This is a genomic window from Rhizobacter sp. P2_D12 (genome assembly GCF_056404395.1).
Window position 1 is genome coordinate 22,555 of sequence record NZ_JBFUEB010000021.1, and the last position, 16,745, is coordinate 39,299.

General features: G+C 69.1%; 14 protein-coding genes. 6 read left to right on the forward strand and 8 right to left on the reverse strand.

Translation table 11 applies throughout. The features are described 5' to 3' along the window. Position 1: 1 nt before the first annotated feature. Both AC1DYN_RS09630 and AC1DYN_RS09635 read right to left on the reverse strand, forming a co-directional pair. Complete coding sequence (locus AC1DYN_RS09630) at positions 2 to 727, reverse strand: hypothetical protein (protein ID WP_477958907.1); 726 nt, start codon at positions 725 to 727, stop codon at positions 2 to 4. 98 nt (positions 728 to 825) lie between these two features. Continuing rightward, positions 826 to 1,842 carry a 1-aminocyclopropane-1-carboxylate deaminase gene (locus AC1DYN_RS09635; protein ID WP_477958908.1) on the reverse strand — a complete coding sequence of 339 codons (1,017 nt, stop codon included), beginning with the start codon at positions 1,840 to 1,842 and terminating at the stop codon, positions 826 to 828. Between the two features lie 113 nt (positions 1,843 to 1,955). On the opposite strand from AC1DYN_RS09635, the gene AC1DYN_RS09640 reads away from it, so the two are divergent. Then, the gene (locus tag AC1DYN_RS09640) at positions 1,956 to 2,465 is read left to right on the forward strand and encodes an Lrp/AsnC family transcriptional regulator (RefSeq protein WP_477958909.1); all 510 of its coding nucleotides are present in this window, start codon (positions 1,956 to 1,958) and stop codon (positions 2,463 to 2,465) included. A 95-nt stretch (positions 2,466 to 2,560) separates the two neighbouring features. After that, a complete protein-coding gene (locus AC1DYN_RS09645) occupies positions 2,561 to 6,697 on the forward strand; it encodes a patatin-like phospholipase family protein (RefSeq protein WP_477958910.1) in 4,137 nt (1,378 codons plus the stop codon). Between the two features lie 2 nt (positions 6,698 to 6,699). Here AC1DYN_RS09645 and AC1DYN_RS09650 read toward each other — a convergent pair whose 3' ends face one another. Continuing rightward, positions 6,700 to 8,028: an aspartate aminotransferase family protein gene (locus AC1DYN_RS09650; protein ID WP_477958911.1), complete on the reverse strand. Its 1,329-nt coding sequence runs from the start codon at positions 8,026 to 8,028 to the stop codon at positions 6,700 to 6,702. Between the two features lie 95 nt (positions 8,029 to 8,123). Here AC1DYN_RS09650 and AC1DYN_RS09655 point away from each other — a divergent pair, with 95 nt between their 5' ends. The 3 genes from AC1DYN_RS09655 to AC1DYN_RS09665 all read left to right on the forward strand — a co-directional run bounded on the left by AC1DYN_RS09655 (position 8,124) and on the right by AC1DYN_RS09665 (position 10,010). Continuing rightward, on the forward strand, positions 8,124 to 8,981 hold the full coding sequence (locus tag AC1DYN_RS09655) for a LysR family transcriptional regulator (RefSeq protein ID WP_477958912.1): 858 nt from the start codon (positions 8,124 to 8,126) through the stop codon (positions 8,979 to 8,981). Between the two features lie 120 nt (positions 8,982 to 9,101). After that, a complete protein-coding gene (locus AC1DYN_RS09660; RefSeq protein ID WP_477958913.1) occupies positions 9,102 to 9,500 on the forward strand; it encodes a nuclear transport factor 2 family protein in 399 nt (132 codons plus the stop codon). Positions 9,501 to 9,530: 30 nt separating this feature from the next. Further along, the gene (locus AC1DYN_RS09665; RefSeq protein WP_477958914.1) at positions 9,531 to 10,010 is read left to right on the forward strand and encodes a VOC family protein; all 480 of its coding nucleotides are present in this window, start codon (positions 9,531 to 9,533) and stop codon (positions 10,008 to 10,010) included. A gap of 5 nt (positions 10,011 to 10,015) precedes the next feature. Here AC1DYN_RS09665 and AC1DYN_RS09670 read toward each other — a convergent pair whose 3' ends face one another. Beyond that, positions 10,016 to 10,849: a DUF4256 domain-containing protein gene (locus AC1DYN_RS09670; protein ID WP_477958915.1), complete on the reverse strand. Its 834-nt coding sequence runs from the start codon at positions 10,847 to 10,849 to the stop codon at positions 10,016 to 10,018. Here AC1DYN_RS09670 and AC1DYN_RS09675 point away from each other — a divergent pair. Next, positions 10,841 to 11,560: a Crp/Fnr family transcriptional regulator gene (locus AC1DYN_RS09675; protein ID WP_477958916.1), complete on the forward strand. Its 720-nt coding sequence runs from the start codon at positions 10,841 to 10,843 to the stop codon at positions 11,558 to 11,560. The two genes, AC1DYN_RS09670 and AC1DYN_RS09675, sit on opposite strands and share 9 nt — an antisense overlap. Here the strand turns inward: AC1DYN_RS09675 and AC1DYN_RS09680 are convergent. The 4 genes from AC1DYN_RS09680 to AC1DYN_RS09695 are packed head-to-tail and all read right to left on the reverse strand — an operon-like array spanning position 11,514 to position 16,693. After that, complete coding sequence (locus AC1DYN_RS09680; protein ID WP_477958917.1) at positions 11,514 to 12,161, reverse strand: PAS domain-containing protein; 648 nt, start codon at positions 12,159 to 12,161, stop codon at positions 11,514 to 11,516. The genes AC1DYN_RS09675 and AC1DYN_RS09680 overlap by 47 nt on opposite strands. A 36-nt stretch (positions 12,162 to 12,197) precedes the next feature. Continuing rightward, positions 12,198 to 14,738: a chemotaxis protein CheB gene (locus tag AC1DYN_RS09685; RefSeq protein WP_477958918.1), complete on the reverse strand. Its 2,541-nt coding sequence runs from the start codon at positions 14,736 to 14,738 to the stop codon at positions 12,198 to 12,200. Continuing rightward, complete coding sequence (locus tag AC1DYN_RS09690) at positions 14,738 to 14,998, reverse strand: UBP-type zinc finger domain-containing protein (protein ID WP_477958919.1); 261 nt, start codon at positions 14,996 to 14,998, stop codon at positions 14,738 to 14,740. The genes AC1DYN_RS09685 and AC1DYN_RS09690 overlap by 1 nt, the downstream gene beginning before the upstream one ends. Before the next feature lie 15 nt (positions 14,999 to 15,013). Next, entirely contained in the window at positions 15,014 to 16,693 is a 1,680-nt protein-coding gene (locus AC1DYN_RS09695; protein WP_477958920.1) for an FAD-dependent oxidoreductase, read from the reverse strand. Positions 16,694 to 16,745 lie beyond the last annotated feature (52 nt).

Genomic DNA, 16,745 nt, shown 5'->3' on the forward strand with positions numbered 1-16,745 from the left:
GTCAGTTGTCGGTGAAGTCGAAGCCGATCTGGAAGGCTGCCCAGGTCTGGCCGTTGCGCGCGTACTTCACCGCATTGCCTGCACCCACGTAGTCGCGGCCGATGAAGAGGCCGATCTTGAAGGGCTTGCCCCCGGGCGACTTGCTGATGTCGTACATCCAGCCCGCAGCAATCGACAAGGCCAGCAGCTCGGGCGTGTCGGTGGTGACGCCGGCGCTGTCCTTGACCTCGCCCTTGACCGAGCCGATGGCCAGCGTACCGGCGAAGGTGATGGCCGATCCCGCAGCGCCCGAACGACGGCCGACATACGGCCCGAGCGACCCCGCCGACGCAAAGCTCTTGTCGTGCGCGTAGTACTTGAACGGCAGCGTCAGCATGCCGTAGGTCCAGCCGAGGCGTTCGGCGCCGATCTCGGTCATCACGCTGGCCTTGACCTTCTGCACAGGATCGCCCTTCGGGCTGCAGAAGTAGCGCGCCGTCGACGTGGCCGAGACGATCGTCAGGTTGGGGTCGTTCTTGTCGTCGCTTTGCGATTGGACCTGCCAATAGGTGCCTGACGGCAGCTTCGCGTCCGGCTCGGCCGGTGTGGCAATGATCTTGAAGCAGTCTCCGATGTAGTCTCCGCGCGCGCTGCTCGCCGGCTTGGCCGCCTCCTCCGCATGCGCCAGGCCGACACCGGCGAAGAACAGCGCCGATGCCAGCGCACGACAGGTCTTGTGTGCATTCATGCCGACTCCTCCAAAGCAGCCCCCGACAGCCGGGTGAGCGTTTGTAGGGCGGCCCGCACGACGCGGCATCCGCAAGGTTGCGGACGACGTGGAGAAGATCAGCCGTTGCGGAACAGGAAGCTGTAGGCGTTGAGCGCCGGCACGCCGCCCAGGTGCGCGTACAGCACCCGCGAGCCGGCCGGGAATTCGCCGCGGCGCACCTTGTCGATCATGCCGTGCATCGACTTGCCCTCGTACACCGGGTCGGTCAGCATGCCTTCCTGGCGTGCGCACAGGCGGATCGCCTCCATCGTGCCGGCGTTCGGCAGGCCGTACTCGGGGCCACCGTAGCGGGTGTCGAGCACCACGTCGTCCTCGGCGATCTCGCGGCCCAGGTCGACCAGCCTGGCCGTGTTCTGCGCGATGCGCAGGATCTGCGCCTGGGTCTGCGCCGGCTTCGCCGACGCATCGATGCCGATGACGCGGTCGGCCCGGCCATCCGCCGCGAAGCCGACCACCATGCCGGCCTGCGTGCTGCCGGTCACCGAGCACACGACGATGTAGTCGAACCTGAAGCCGAGTTCGGCCTCCTGCGCGCGCACCTCTTCGGCGAAACCGACGAAGCCCAGGCCGCCAAGCGGGTGCTCCGAGCAGCCGGCCGGGATCGGGAACGGCTTGCCGCCGGCGCGGCGCACGTCTTCCATCGCCTGCTCCCAGCTCGGGCGGATGCCGATGTCGAAGCCCGCGGCATCCAGCCGCACGTCGGCACCCAGGATGCGCGACATCTCGATGTTGCCGACGCGGTCGTACACCGCGTCCGAGTAGTTGACCCAGTTCTCCTGCACCAGCACGCACTTGAGGCCCAGGTGCGCCGCGACGGCCGCGACCTGCCGCGTCTGGTTCGACTGGATGCCGCCGATCGACACCAGCGTGTCGCAGCCCTGCGCCAGGGCCTCGGGGATCAGGTACTCGAGCTTGCGCGTCTTGTTGCCGCCGAACGCGAGGCCGCTGTTGCAGTCCTCGCGCTTGGCGTACAGCTCGACCTCGCCGCCCAGGTGTGCGCCCAGGCGCTTCAGGTGCTGGATCGGCGTCGGCCCGAAGGTCAACGGATGGCGGGGGAATCGATGGAGGTTCATGGCATCCATCGTAGAAAAAATGCTGCGCCGCAGGGTTGCAAAGTCGGCGTCATTCGCGAAACATTGCGTGCCAGTTTCAGGTTGATGATTTGAATAGTTTCAAGGAATCCTGCATGCGCGCAACAAAAATTCGCAACGCCTCGATGCTCCCGGGTTCGCTGGTTCACGAGATCGACCGCACCGACAAGGCCATCCTGCGCTCGCTGCAGCGCGATGCGTCCCTGTCGAACGTGGCGCTGGCGGCCAAGGTCAACCTCAGTGCGCCGGCCTGCCTGCGGCGCGTCGAGCGGCTCAAGCAGATGGGCCTGGTCACCGGCGTCGTCGCGCTGCTGAACCCGCGCGCGCTCGATGCCGGCCTGCTGGTGATGATCGGCGTCGTGCTCGACCGGTCGACACCCGACTCGTTCGCCGACTTCGAGAAGGCCGCCGCCAAGGTGTCGGGCTGCATGGAGTGCCACGTCGTCACCGGCGAGTTCGACTACTTCATGCTGCTGCGCACGCGCGACAACGACAGCTTCAACCGGCTGCACGCCGAGCAGCTGCTGCACCTGCCCGGCGTGCGGCAGATCCGCTCGTTCATGGTGCTGAAGCAGGTGCTGTCGACGACGCAGTTTCCGATCTGAGGCGCCGGCCGCCCTGCGGCCCCTCAATGTGGAGGATGCGCCGTGACCGGCCCGGGGATAGCTTCGCGGCAAATCCACAGCCCTCGCAGGAAACCATGACCAACCGCATCGACGACATGGTGCGCGCGCGGCGCGCGGCGCTGGACGATCTCGCCGCCGACGACGACCGGTGGGGCCTGGCCCTGTCGGGCGGCGGCATCCGCAGTGCGACGTTCTGCTTCGGGCTGCTGCACGCCTTGGCGCGCCGCGGCATCCTGCTGCGCTTCGACCTGCTGTCCACCGTCTCCGGCGGAGGGTACATCGGAGCCATGCTGGGCCGCCTGCTGCAGCGGGCGCGCAACGCCGGCGAAGTGCGCGAGATCGTTCGCGTGCTCGGCGAGGGAAACACCAGCTGGTTCTCCTGGTGGCTGCGGGCGAACGGCCGCTACCTGGTCCCGCGCGGGATCAGCGACACGATCAGCGCCTTCGCGGTGTACCTGCGCAACATCATCGGCGTGCACGTCGAACTCGGCATCGCAGGGCTTCTGCTCGGCGCTTCGCTGGCCGTGCTGAACCTCGGCATCTGGACCCTGCTCGCGCGGATCGCCCGTGACAGGTGGCCCGATTGGCTCGAGTCTTCGCGCGATTGGCTGGCATGGTTGCCGACGCTGTGGCTGCTCCTGGTCCCGCTGGCATTCGCCGCCCTGGTCGTTGTCGTCGTGTACTGGGCCGTGCCGCTGGTCGCGAAGCGCTCTGCCGGCCTGCTCGGCTTCGCGATCGCGGCGGCGGCCTCGCTGGCCCTGTCGTACTGGAGGGAACCGTTCGTCGGCGCGAAGGACGTTGCCGGCTCCGCCGCGCGGGACTTGCTGTGGATCGTCTGCTTTTCCGTCGGCATCGCCTGGATCTGCGCGTTGCCCGTGGCGCTGCTGCTGAACCGGCAAACGACCCGGACCAACGGAGTCCAGCCGCATCGCCCCGGCGGCACGATGCTGAGGTCGCTGCGCGAGGCCATGGCCGAGCAGGCCTCGACCGACGCGCAGGACGAAGCCCGCAATCGATCGACGAAATGGCTGGCAACCCTGCTGCAGGCCATGGCGATCGTGCTGCTGCTGGGCGTGCTGGACCGTTCTGCCTGGTGGCTTGCGTTCGATTCCGGCGATTGGGTGCGAACCGGCGTCTGGTTGGCCGCGGCCGCGGCCGTGCTGCGCGCGCTGCTGCCCTTCGTTTCGTCGCTGCAGTCGGGCAGCGCCGGCACCGCGGGGCTGCTCGCCGTCGGCAACCTGGCGGGCCGGGTGCTGACCTTCTGCGTCTTCGCATGGTGGATTGCCGTCGTCCAGAAGACGGCCCTGGGCTCGATGTTCAAGACCACCGACCAGCTCGACCTGAAAGCGGCATGGATACCGGTGGCGGTGATCTTCGGCGGTGCGCTTGCGTACGCATTGCTGACCGGCTGGAACGTCCGTTTCCTGAACCTGTCGTCGCTGCATGGCTTCTACCGGTCGCGCCTGGTGCGCAGCTATCTCGGCGCCTCCAACCCGGCGCGCTTCTTCGGCGACGCGGCGGTGCCACCTTTGGGCGCAGCATCGTCATTGCCGGCCGATCCGCACCTGCACGGCATCAAGAAGATCTGGGAGGTGCACCGCGACGACGACGTGCCGATCGGCAGCTATCTGCCGCACACCCATGGCGGCCCCGTGCACCTGATCAATGCCTGCCTGAACGAGACGCGGGACCCGAGCAGCGGCCTGTTCAACAAGGATCGCCGTGGACGCCTGGTGACCATCGCACCCGGCGGCTTGCTGCGGGTGAGCCGCCAGCCGTGGCATGAACTCGCGCCCAGCCCGGGCAGCCTGACGCTGGGCAGCTGGACGGCGATCTCCGGGGCCGCCCTCGCCCCCGGGCTCGGCAGCCTGACGCGCGGCGGCATCTCGGCATTGACCATGTTCGCCGGCGCGCGCCTCGGGTTCTGGTGGGACAGCTCCGTGCTGCGGGACGACAAGTCGCGCGTGCGCCTGCAACCGGCCAAGCTCTGGGGCGTGCTCGACGAGACCCGCGGCGTCTTCTCGGGCATGGAGCAGCGCGACTGGTTCCTGACGGATGGCGGTCACTTCGAGAACACGGGCGCCTATGCCCTGCTCGCCGAACGCTGCAAGCTCATCATGCTCGCCGACTGCGGCGCCGATCCGCAGTACCGCTTCCGGGACCTCGAGAACCTGGTCCGCAAGGCACGCATCGACTTGCGTGCCGACATCGAGTTCCTGCGCCCCGATGTCGCGCTGATGGCACCGGCGCCGGCATCGCCACCGGCGGGGCCGCCGGGGCCGCCCCAGGTGGACGGCCGCAGCCTCCTCGCGATGTTCGGATCGCTGAACGACCTGGCATCGAACACGAGCCGTGCCTGCTATGCGCTGGCCCGCGTGACCTACCGCGACGAAGGCCCCGACGGCAAGACGGTCGAACATATCGGCCACCTGGTGCTCGTCAAGCCCAACCTGTTCGGCGGCTTGCCGGTCGACCTGTTCAACTTCAAGGCCGAACACCCGCAGTTCCCGCAGCAGGGAACGGCCGACCAGTTCTTCGACGAAGCCCAGTGGGAGAGCTATTTCCAGCTGGGCAAGGGCATGGGCGAACCCCTGCGCCTGGACTCGCTGACGCTGCTCGTGCGCCACGCCGGCCAGTGGTTCACCGACGACGACGGCAGCCCCATCGACAAGGAAACCGCAGCGGCAACGCCCCCGGATGCCGACGCGATGCCCCTGGCAGCCCCCGGGAAGGCAGCCAGGCCGGCGGCAGAGGGCCGCCTGCCGGCGCGCATCGCCGCCAGCGCCGTGACGGCCGCGTCGGTGGGCCTGGGTGCCGCCGCCACGGCAGGCGTCGCGGCCTGGCAGGCAATCGATTCAGTCCGCAAATCGTCGGAGGAGCAGACGAAGGCGGAACGCAGCGCACTGAAGGAACTGACGGACCTGTGGGCCAAGCTGCAGGCCGACGGCAGCAAGACCACGACGCCCGGCGAGCTCGCCGCCGCGCTGGCCCGGGTGTCGGACACGCTGTGCCCGTCGAACGAGGCGGGCTGGTTCAATCAATCGGCGCTGGCGGTGGACATCCTGCAGAGCGCGCGGCACGTGTGCAGCATCCCCGGCGAAAACTCGATGGCGTGCAACTGGCTGCTCAATGCCTCGGATCCGTTCGCGGCCGGTCCGCGCGCCAGTTGCCTGGCGGCCGGCAGCGTGCTGGCGGAGCAGCGCTACGCATCGACCTCGTGCACGCAGTACTGGGGGTGGGACTACCGCAGCAGCGCGCTGCCGCGCTGCGCGCATCCGAACGATCCGCTGGCCGTTGCACGTCGCGCAGACGTCAGGCGGCGGCTGTTGGAGTATTCGGTGGAGGTGTTCGCGGCCGATGCGGCGCCGCAGTCGGAGCGCAGGCCCAGCGATGCCGAGCCCTGCGCCGGATTGACCGTCTACCCGATGTTGTACGGCCGCGGCGAACAGCAGCGCGTCGGCACCTACCTGCCTGCATGGCGCGGCATCGGGGCGCGCATGGCAGCCACCGAGGATGTCAACGCCCGCGCCGCGATGGAGCGCCTGGCCAGGCCGCTGCCCTTTGCGGTCACGCGCGTGCGATACCACGAGGGCACGTCGCGCCAATGTGCGCTGCAGCTGGTCGGCGCGGCGGCCGTCGTCGACCCCGGGAAAGCGGAGACCACCCGGACCTGGCAGATCGAAGCGGCGACACCCCTGTCGCCTGCCAAGCCGGGCGGTATCGAGGTGTGGATCGTGGCACAACCGGCGCCGGCTGCATCGGCACCGTCCGCGCCCGCGTCGGCGGTGCCCCCGCCGCCACCACCGCCGCCGCCGCCGTCACCACCACCACCACCACCACCACCACCGCCCGCGCCGCCTCAACCGCCGACCGTGTTGCCTCCGCTGTCCCCGGTCGCTGCCCCCGCCTCCGCGCCTGCAGCGACGACCACGACAACGGTCACGACGGTCACCACGACGACGACGGCGTCGACAGGGCCATCGGCCCCGCAGCCGGCGACGCCTGCGGGCGCAGCGATCCCTGTGTTTCGCGTCGAACCCTGCCAGCCGACCGCCTGCGAGACCCGGTGCAACAAGCCGCCCGCGAAGAACGCCACGGCCGGCCCGCGCAAGACCGCTGCGGGCCCGCCGCCGGCGCCGCCCACCTTGCGGACCGACTGCCCCGACCAACGCGTCCAGGCACGCGACGGCTCAGCCGTGGCCAAGGAGTAGCTTCATCGGGATGGCGGCCCGGCGTGCCGCACCGCCGTGCCGATCGCCTTGTCCAGCAGCTCCAGCCCCAGGTCGATCTCGCCATCGCTGACGGTGAGCGGCGGCGCGACACGGAACACGCCGCCCATCGAAGGCAGCTTGACGATGTTCATGCTGAGACCGAGCTTCATGCACTCGCGCGTGATCGCCTCGCCGAGCTCGAAGGCCGGCTCCTTGCTGCCGCGGTCCTTCACCACCTCCAGCCCCAGCAGCAGGCCGCGGCCGCGCACGTCGCCGATGCAGTCGTGCTCGGCCTGCAGGCGCCGCAGCCCCTGCTCCAGCCGGGCGCCTGCGATGCACGCGCGTTCGACCAGGCCGTCGCGCTCGACCACCTCCAACACCTTCAGCCCCACCGCCGCCGGCAGCGGATCGGACACGTGCGTCGTGTAGAACAGGAAGCCGCGCGCATGCGCCTCTTCCTCGATCGCCGCGGTGGTCACCATCGCCGCGAGCGGCAGGCCGGCCCCGAGGGTCTTGGACAGCGTCAGGATGTCGGGCGCGACGCCGTCGCGCTGGCACGCGAACATCAGTCCGGTGCGGCCGACGCCGGTCTGCGCCTCGTCGAGGATCAGCAGCATGCCGCGCTCCACGCACTTGCGCTTCAGCGCCGCCATGTAGCCCGGCGGCAGCTCGAGGATGCCGCCGCTGCTCAGGATGGGCTCGGCGATGAAGGCGGCGAGCGCGCCGGTGGATTGGCGGTCGACCTGCTCGAAGCCGTCGTCGAGCTCGCGCCGCCAGTCGAGCTCGCCGTCCGGCGTCGTGAAGCGCGGCCGGTAGTGGTTCGGCGCCGGGATCGCCATCGAACCGACCGTGGCCGGCCCGTAGCCCTTGCGCCCCGCGCTGTACGTGGCCGACGCGGCGGCACCGGTCATGCCGTGCCACGACTGCGTAAAGCCCACCACCTCATGCCGGCCGGTCACCAGCTTGGCCATGCGCAGCGCGGCCTCGTTGGATTCGGCGCCGGTGCTCAGCAGCAGGCAGCGCTCCAGCCCCGGCGGCGCATGCCGGGCGATCTGCGCCGCCAGCGCGACGACCGGGCGCGACAGCATGCCGCTGAACAGGTGGTCCAGCGAATGGATGTGCTCGGTGACGGCGGCCGCGATGTCGGGGTGTGCATGCCCCAGCACCGCGCTCATCTGCCCCGACGTGAAGTCGAGGATCGCGCGGCCGTCGGCGTCGTAGACGAAACTGCCCTGCGCGCGCTCGATGATCAAGGGCTCGAACGTGCCGCCATAGCGCACGAGGTGCCGGCGGGCCTGCTGCCAGAACTGCGGATCGTCGTTCCTGCTCATGGGGTGCCTCCTGTTGCGGTTGTGGCATCTTGCGCACCGGCATGCGCTTCGTGAAGCGAATTGTTTTGGAACGAGCTATCAGGAGTATTCATACCGTGAGCCTCTCCCTGGACATCGACCTGCTGCGCAGCTTCGTCGCGATCGCCGAGACCGGCGTGCTGGGCCATGCGGCCGCGCGCGTCGGGCGCACGCAATCGGCGCTGAGCATGCAGATGCAGCGGCTGGAGGGCGTCGTCGAGCAGCCGCTGCTGTTTCGCACCGGGCGCGGCGTGACGCTGACCGCGGCCGGCGAGCGGCTGCTGGCTCACGCCGGCCAGCTGCTGCGCCTGCACGACGAGACGCTGGCCGAGCTGCGCGGCGAGCAGCTCTCGGGCGTGCTGCGCTTCGGCTGCCCCGACGACTACGCGGTGGTGTTCCTGCCGCACCTGCTGCGCGGCTTCGCGAGCCTGAACCCGCGCGTGCAGCTGGAAGTGGTGTGCGCGCCGACACCGCGGCTGCGCGAACTGCTGGCCCGGCACGCGATCGACCTGGCGCTGGTGTCGGTCACCGACGATCCGGGCCGCGCCGACGTGATCCGGCGCGAGCCGCTGGTGTGGGTGGCGCAGCGCGGCAGCGTGGCCGCGTCGCTCGACCCGCTGCCGCTGGCGCTGGGCGCGCCCGACGGCTTCGACCACCAGGCGCCGCGCCAGGCGCTGGACAGCGCGGGCCGCACCTACCGCCTGGCCTGCGCGAGCAGCAGCCTGGCCGGGCTGGTGGCGATGGCGCGCTCGGGCCAGGCCGTCACGGTGCTGACACAGACCGCCGTGCCGGACGACCTGCAGGTGCTGCCGGCCGGCCCGGGCTTGCCGGCCCTGCCGACGGTGGGCATCGCGCTGGCGTTCGATCGCGAGGCGCCGACGGCGCTGGTGTCGGCCTTCGGCGAGCACGTGCGGCAGGCGCTGCCGCTGGCCTAGTCTGAGGTGTCAGAAAGCCGTGCCGGCGTCGGCGAATCCCTACAGCGGCATCAGTGCTGTCCGATGGACCGCGTTGCCTCGAAGAGGACGATGGCAGATCCTCACTTCAAGGAGAACGCGATGCAGAACCCCAGCTCGACCCTGGTCGATCTCGAAACCAAGTTCTGGCAGTCGATGGTGGACCACGACACGGACGTGGCGCTGAACCTGCTGTGCGAACCGGCGCTGATGGTCAGTTCGCACGGCGCGATGAAATTCGACCATGCCGACTACCGCAAGATGGCCGACCACGGGACGATGGTGGTCAACTCGTTCGAGTTCAGCGACATGGACGTGGTGTTCCCGAACGACGCGACGGCGATCCTGTCCTACCGCGTCAAGCAGGGCGTGGGGCCGCGCGGCAAGGGTGCGAAGAGCGCAAGCACCGAGCAGCAGATGAACGACACGTCGACCTGGATCAAGACGGCGAAAGGCTGGCGTTGCGCCATGCACACCGAGACGCCGGTCGAGACCCACTGACGCGTTGTTCAACCCTCCAGGAGACTCGAAGTGACCCCCAAGAACACCATCTGCCTGTGGTACGACGGCACCGCCGAAGACGCCGCGCACTTCTATGCCGAGACCTTCCCCGACAGCGCCGTCGGTGCCGTCCACCGTGCCCCGAACGACTACCCCGATGGCAAGAAGGGCAACGTCCTGGTGGTCGAGTTCACCGTGGCCGGCATCCCCTGCATCGGCCTGAACGGCGGCCCGCAGTTCAAGCACAGCGAGGCCTTCTCGTTCCAGATCGCGACCGACGACCAGGCCGAGACCGACCGCCTGTGGAAAGCGATCGTCGGCAATGGCGGCGAGGAAAGCGCGTGCGGCTGGTGCAAGGACAAGTGGGGCCTGTCGTGGCAGATCACCCCGCGCGCCCTCACCGCGTGGATGGCCGACCCGGACCGCGCGGCCGCCAAGCGCGTGTTCGACGCGATGATGACGATGAAGAAGATCGACATCGCCAAGCTCGAGGCGGCCCGGCGCGGTTAGCCGGCTCAGACCTGGAGGGCGCCGCGGAAGCCTCTCGCGGCGTAGTACGACTGCGCGCCGTTGTGGTAGGTGAACACCTGGCCGTAGCGCTTGTCGCAGAACAGCGCACCGCCCAGCGATCGCATGTCGGGCGGCGTCCAGACCCAGCTGGACGTCCTGGTGTCGAAGTCGCCAAGATCCTGCAGCGCGCGGTACTGCGCCTGCGTCAGCAGCGCGATGCCCATTTCCGCGGCCATCCCGACGGCGCTGGCGGCGGGTCTGTTTTCCTTCCGCGCCGCCAGCGCTTCGTCGTCATAGCAGACGCTGCGGCGTCCTGCAGGGCTGTCGGCGCAGCAGTCGCAGAAGGTGAAGCGGCCAGTCTTCGGATCGGAGCCGATCACGTCGGGCTCGCCGCCGGAGGCTTCCATGGCGCCCAGCGATTTCAGTGCCGGCGGGTGGGCTTCGAGCCTCGCCCGGACATCGGCCCAGGCGATGCCCTCGTGCCTGTGCGTGTTGTCCTCGAAGCGGGCCTGCAGGGTGTTCAACAGAACTTGAGTTGCCTTCATGTTCGAACTCACGGCGAACGGCGGACGGCGACCACCCGCGCGATGGTGGATTGCAGGAGCACGGCCACGCACTGTGAAGCCGAGCCCGATGGCAACGACCTGCGGATTTGCGTCGATGGCCGGATCGAAGGGTACATCGAAGGATGTCTCCTCGGAACCCGGGTGCGATTGCGCGAGCTGAAAGCGCAGCAGCGTGCTTGCAAGTCTGCCGAAGACATGCCCTACTGAACGATCGGCGCCATGTACGGCAGATGCAGCCCGATGCACAGCAACGGAGGAATCGCGATGACCCATGCCACCGGCCCCAGCTCGAATCAGCTGATCGCGGCGCTTCCTGCCGAAGACCTGACGCGATGGCTGCCTCAGCTCGAACTCGTCGAGCTGCCCCTCGGGACGGTCCTGTACGAGTCGGGAAGTGCCCCCAGCCATGCCTACTTCGCGACCACGGCCATCGCGGCCCTGCTCTACGTGACGGAAAGCGGCACGTCGGCCGAGATGGCCGTCGTCGGAAACGAAGGCATCGTCGGCATCTCGCTGTTCATGGGTGGAGAGGCGACATCGAGCCGGGCGATGGTCCAGAGCGCCGGCATGGCCTATCGGCTCAAGGCAGAAACGATCAAGGCCGAGTTCCTGCGATCCGCTGCGGTCCTGCATCTGCTGCTGCGCTATACGCAGGCGTTGATCACCCAGATGGCGCAGACGGCCGTGTGCAATCGGCATCACTCGCTGGATCAGCAACTGTGCCGGTGGCTTTTGATGCGCCTGGATCGCCTGCCGGGCAGCGAACTCACGACGACGCAGGAACTGATCGCCAGCATGCTCGGTGTGCGGCGCGAGGGCGTGACCGAGGCTGCGCTCAAGCTGCAGCGCGCCGGTCTGATCCGCTATGCACGGGGCCACATCTGCGTCCTGGATCGCGCGGCGCTCGAAAGCCGAAGCTGCGAATGCTATGGCGTCGTCAGGAAGGAGTACGCCCGTTTGATCCCGCAGCGCGCAGCGACGTAGGCCCCTGTTCTTCGCCGGCGCTCGCCAGGACCACGAAGTACCTCTGCCCGGACGGGGCGGCGTCGACGTGGGCCCGAACCGGCCACCCAGGCCCGTCCTTCGGACACCACTGGAGGAGGGCCGAATCGTGCGGCCCCGGCCCGCCGACGCTCGACAGCAGTTCCTTCAGCCTGTGCCTGCTTTGCGTGCCGAGGAAGTTGCCGAGGCTCAATCCGAGGGCGTCGTCGCGCTCGACGCCGAGCATCGCTGCAGCGGTCCGGTTCAGCTCCAGCACGACCAGATGCGAATTGACGGTGAAGCAGCCCACCGGCTGAAAGTCGTAGACCTCGATCTGCCGGCGCAGTGCGGACTCCAGCTCGGCACGGGACTCCCTCAACTCCTCCGCCTGGAGGTCGAGCTCGACCTGATGCACCTGCAGTTCGTGGAGAAGCGCCAGTGCGTCGGCAGCGGTTTCCGGGGATGAAGCCAATGCATGCAGGACCGCCAGGGCATCGGCGGCTCGGGCCGTTGCGCCCTTGGCGGCCGCGCCCCCCGTCAGCCGCGAGGCGGCCCGACTTCGCAGGTCTGCCAGGCGCGACAGTTCGGTGACGTGGTCGGACATGGAAACCTTCTGAACGGCTGCCCCGGGACCTTGACTCTACGCTTTGCGCAGGCGGGATTCGAGTTCTTTCGCGACGGTGATGTCCACGAAGGTGATCACGACGCCTTGGATGACGTTGGCGAGGGTGCGGTACGGCATGATGCGCACCGTGAACCAGTGTCCGTCGCTGGTGGCGATCTGCTTCTCGCTGAACGCCAGCGTGCGCAGCGTCTCCTTCACGTCAGCGTGCATCTCGGGATAGATCAGCGTGCTCGCCAGTTCGCTCAGGGGGCGGCCGATGTCGCCCTCGCGCAGGTGCACCACGCGGGCGATCTGCTCGGTGAAGCGCCGCACGTTGAGCTGGTTGTCCAGGAACAGCGTCGCGATGTCCGTGCTGTTGAGCAGGTTCTGCATGTCGCTCTGCGCGAGCGCGAGATCGTCGAGCTTGGACTGCAGCTCCCCGTTGATGGTCTGCAGTTCCTCGTTCATCGACTGCGCCTCTTCCTTGGAGGTCGTCAGCTCCTCGTTGGCGGACTGCAGTTCCTCGTTGGTGGACTGCAGCTCCTCGTTGGCAGCCTGCAACTCCTCCTGCGACGCCCGCGTCTCGCGACGCAGCGCCTGGATCTCCTCGCGCGAGCGGGTCAACTCGTCGTTGACCGCCGCATCGACGGCGTCCGCCGACCTGGCCCGCCGGGCGCGCCGGCTGGGCACGGCGGCGACCTCTCGAAAGACGATCATCGCCATGCCTTCCAGCGATTTTGGCTGGGTGACCGCCTGCACCGTGATGTCGAGGTTGACCGTCGCATCTTCATCGAGCCGAAGGCCGCGCAGCTCGACCGAGCTCTTCTCCTGCAGGGCAGTCCGCAATGCGACGGCCAGCTGCGCCCGGATGGAGGGTCGGGCCATCACGTGGATGTTCCAGTTCGCCTTGCCCGCCGCGGGTTCCAGGTAGCGCCCGGTGCGTCCGCTGATGTAGACGATGTCGCCGCCGTCGTTGACCAACACGGCCGGCGGCGAAAACGCCTGCAGGAGCAACTGATCGGCCAGCGATTGAAGGTTGGCCGCAGGAGTGTTCAGGGGGGTCAGAGGCATCTCCTGGGTAGGCGATCGTGACGTCGGGCGCCGGTGGGTCGGAAAGACCACCGCACCGATGGAACCCCCATTGTCGTTGCGCCAGTAGAGCCTGGACTTCTGATGCAGCGGAACGAACAGGGACTGGGCCCGGCCGACGGTTTCGGATCCCCCCAGGAACAGCGCCCCGCCGGGTCGCAGGCTGTAGTGGAACAGAGGCACCAGGCGCCTTTGGAGGGCCGTGCCGAAGTAGATCAGCACGTTCCGGCACGACAGCAGGTCGAGCCGGGTGAACGGGGGGTCCAGGATCACGTCGTGCTGCGCGAACAGCACCATGTCGCGGATTCGCTTGTCGATCTGGTACCCCCCGTCCGGCCGCTCGGTGAAGAACCGTTCCAGGCGCTGCGGCGTCAGGTCGCGGGCGATCGTCGCGGCAAAGCGCCCGCTGCGCGCTGCGGCGATCGCGTCTGCATTGAGGTCGGTGGCAAAGATCTGCAGTTCGCAGGAAGCGGGGGCCGGGCGCGACTCCAGGGCCTCGGTGAAGGCCATGGCCAGCGAATACGCCTCCTCGCCGGTCGAACAGCCGATCACCCAGGCACGCAGCGGGCCGTCCTGCGCAGCGTGTCGCCCGATCAAGGCGGGCAGGACGGTGCCCACCAGGTCCTGCCAGGCTGCCGGGTCCCGGAAGAACGACGTGACGCCAATCAGCATCTCCTTGAACAGAAGATCCAGTTCCTGCGCGTTGTCGCGCAGGAAAGCGGCGTAGGCCGTCATGGTGTCCAGGCCATGGACGGCCGTGCGCCGCGCGATGCGGCGTACCAGCGTGTTCGACTTGTACGGCACCAGGTCGTGACGGGTGTGCTCGCGCAACAGGTGAAGAATGGTGCCGAGCGCGGCCTCTGCCTGTTCGGCGGAGTCGGGCGGCGGCAACCCGGTTGGCGGATGAAGGCCCGTCACACCCAGGATGCGCGCCGCCATGTCGGCGGGCAACGCGACGATATCGACGCAGCCCGCGCCGATGGCGCTCGCGGGCATGGTGTCGAATTGCGCCGACTCGGGCTGCTGGGCCAGGGTCAGCCCGCCCTGCGATTTGATCGCCTGCAGCCCCAGGGTACCGTCCGATCCCATGCCCGACAGGACGACGCCGATCGCCCGCTCGCCGAGTTCTCGCGCCAGCGAGCTGAACAGCGCGTCGATCGGCAACCTCTGGCCACGCGGCTGTGAAGGCTTCGTCAGGCGCAGCGCACCCCCCACGACCGTCAGTTCGGCGTTGGGCGGGATGACGAAGACCACGTCGGGCTCCATGATCTGTGCATCCGCTGCCTCGCGCACCGGCATCGACGTCGCACGTTGCAGCAGATCCCCCAGCATCGCCTTGCGTGTCGGGTCCATGTGTTGAACCACCACGTAGCCGAGGCCGCTCGAAGCCGGCACGCCGGACAGGAACTGCTGGAGCGGCTCGAGCCCGCCGGCGGACGCTCCCAGTCCGACGACTCGCACACCGACAGGTTCCTTCGCTTCAAGCATCAACCCACCTGCCGCTGGTGCGCGTAGCACCATTCCCAATCCTCGCCCGGCTCCAGCGAACGGATCACCGCATGCCCCGTGCTCGCGTGGTGCCGCGTGGCGTGCTTGTTCTTCGACGAGTCGCAGCAACCCACGTGCCCGCAGTGCAGGCACAGCCGCAGATGCACCCAGGTGTCGCCCAGCGCGAGGCACTCTTCGCAGCCCTTCGACGTCGCGGCATGCGGCGAGGCGGGGACATGGTCGCAAGGCTTGATCTGCATCGAAGTCTCCCGTGCTCAGGCGGCGGCCGCCGCCAGGTGTTGATGAATCTGAGCGACCGCCGCGGCACCCTCGCCGATCGCACCGCCCACGCGCTTGACCGAGCCCGAACGCACGTCGCCGACCGCGAACACGCCGGGGATGCTGGTCTCCAGCGGCGCCGGCCGCCAGCCGCCGGGGCCGGCCTCCAGCGCATTGCCGGTCAACACGAAGCCGTTCGGGTCGACCGCCACGTGGCAACCCTCGAGCCAGCGCGTCTCGGGATCGGCACCGACGAACAGGAACACGTTGCGCAGCGCCTTCTCCTCTTCGGCGCCGCTGCGCCGGTCGCGCCAGGTCACCGCCGCGAGGCCGCCCGGCGGCTCGCCGTGCAGCCGCGTGATCTCGGTGTGCGGCCGTAGCAGGATGTTGGGCGTGGCCGCGATGCGGTCGATCAGGTAGCGCGACATGGTCGCCGCGAGACCGGGCCCGCGCACCAGCACGTGCACCCGCGCGGCATGCTGCGAGAGGAACACCGCCGCCTGCCCGGCGGAGTTGCCGCCGCCCACCAGCGCCACCTCGGTCTGCGCGCACATCGTGGCCTCGAGCGCCGAGGCCCAGTACCAGATGCCGCGCCCTTCGAACTCGGGCAGCCGCGGCACCTCGGGCCGGCGGTAGCGCGCACCGCTCGCGATGACCACGGTGCGCGCGCGCAGGCGCCGGCCGTCGGTGAGGCGCAGCGTGAGCTCCCGGTCGGGGCCGGTGCGCGCACAGTCCAGCGCGCGGACTTCGGACGGGATCAGGATCTCGGCGCCGAACTTCTGCGCCTGCACATAGGCCCGGCCCGCCAACGCGCCGCCCGAGATGCCGGTCGGAAACCCGAGGTAGTTCTCGATGCGCGCACTCGCGCCCGCCTGGCCGCCATACGAGCGGCAATCGAGCACGACGACGCGCAGACCCTCGGACGCGGCGTACACCGCCGTCGACAGCCCGGCCGGCCCGGCCCCGACCACCGCCACGTCGTACAGCTCGTCGTGGTCTTCGGTGTCGACCATGCCGATGCAGCGCGCCAGCACCGTCTCGCCGGGGTTGACCAGCACCGCGCCGTCGGGACACACCACCAGCGGTTCGCCGGGAGCGACGCCGTACTGCTCGAGCAGCGCGGCGGCACCGACGTCCTGCTGCGCATCGACCACGTGGTAGGGCTCGCCGTTGCGGCGCAGGAAATTCTGCAGCCGCAGCAGGTCGGCCGCGCCCGGCTGGCCGATCAGCACCGGGCCGCTCGCGCCCGACTCGATCAGCGCCACGCGCCGCAGGATCAGCGCGCGCACCAGGCGTTCGCCCAGGTCGGCCTCGGCGATGATCAGCGAGCGCACCTGGCCCGGCGGCAGCAGCAGCACCTCCACCTCCTCCTGCGCGATGCCGTCCACCAGCGAGGGCTTGCCCGACAACGTACCGACCTCGCCGACGAACTGGCCGCGGCGGTGCTGCACGATCGGCGTGACATTGCCCAGGCCGTCGCGCTGGGTCATCGCGACCGTCCCCTTCAGCACCACGAACATGCCCGGCCCGGGCTGGCCCGCGGTGACGAGGTGGGCGCCGGGCGCATGCGTCTGCACGCTGCCGAAGCGCTGCATCCGCGCGATCTCGGCGTCGCTGAGCACGGGGAACATCTGGTGGCGGCGAGACAGCAGCTCGCTGGGGGCGTCATCGGCCATCGCAAACTCCGGTGAAGGGCGTTGGGCGGATTAGACGACAAGCCGCCGGCCG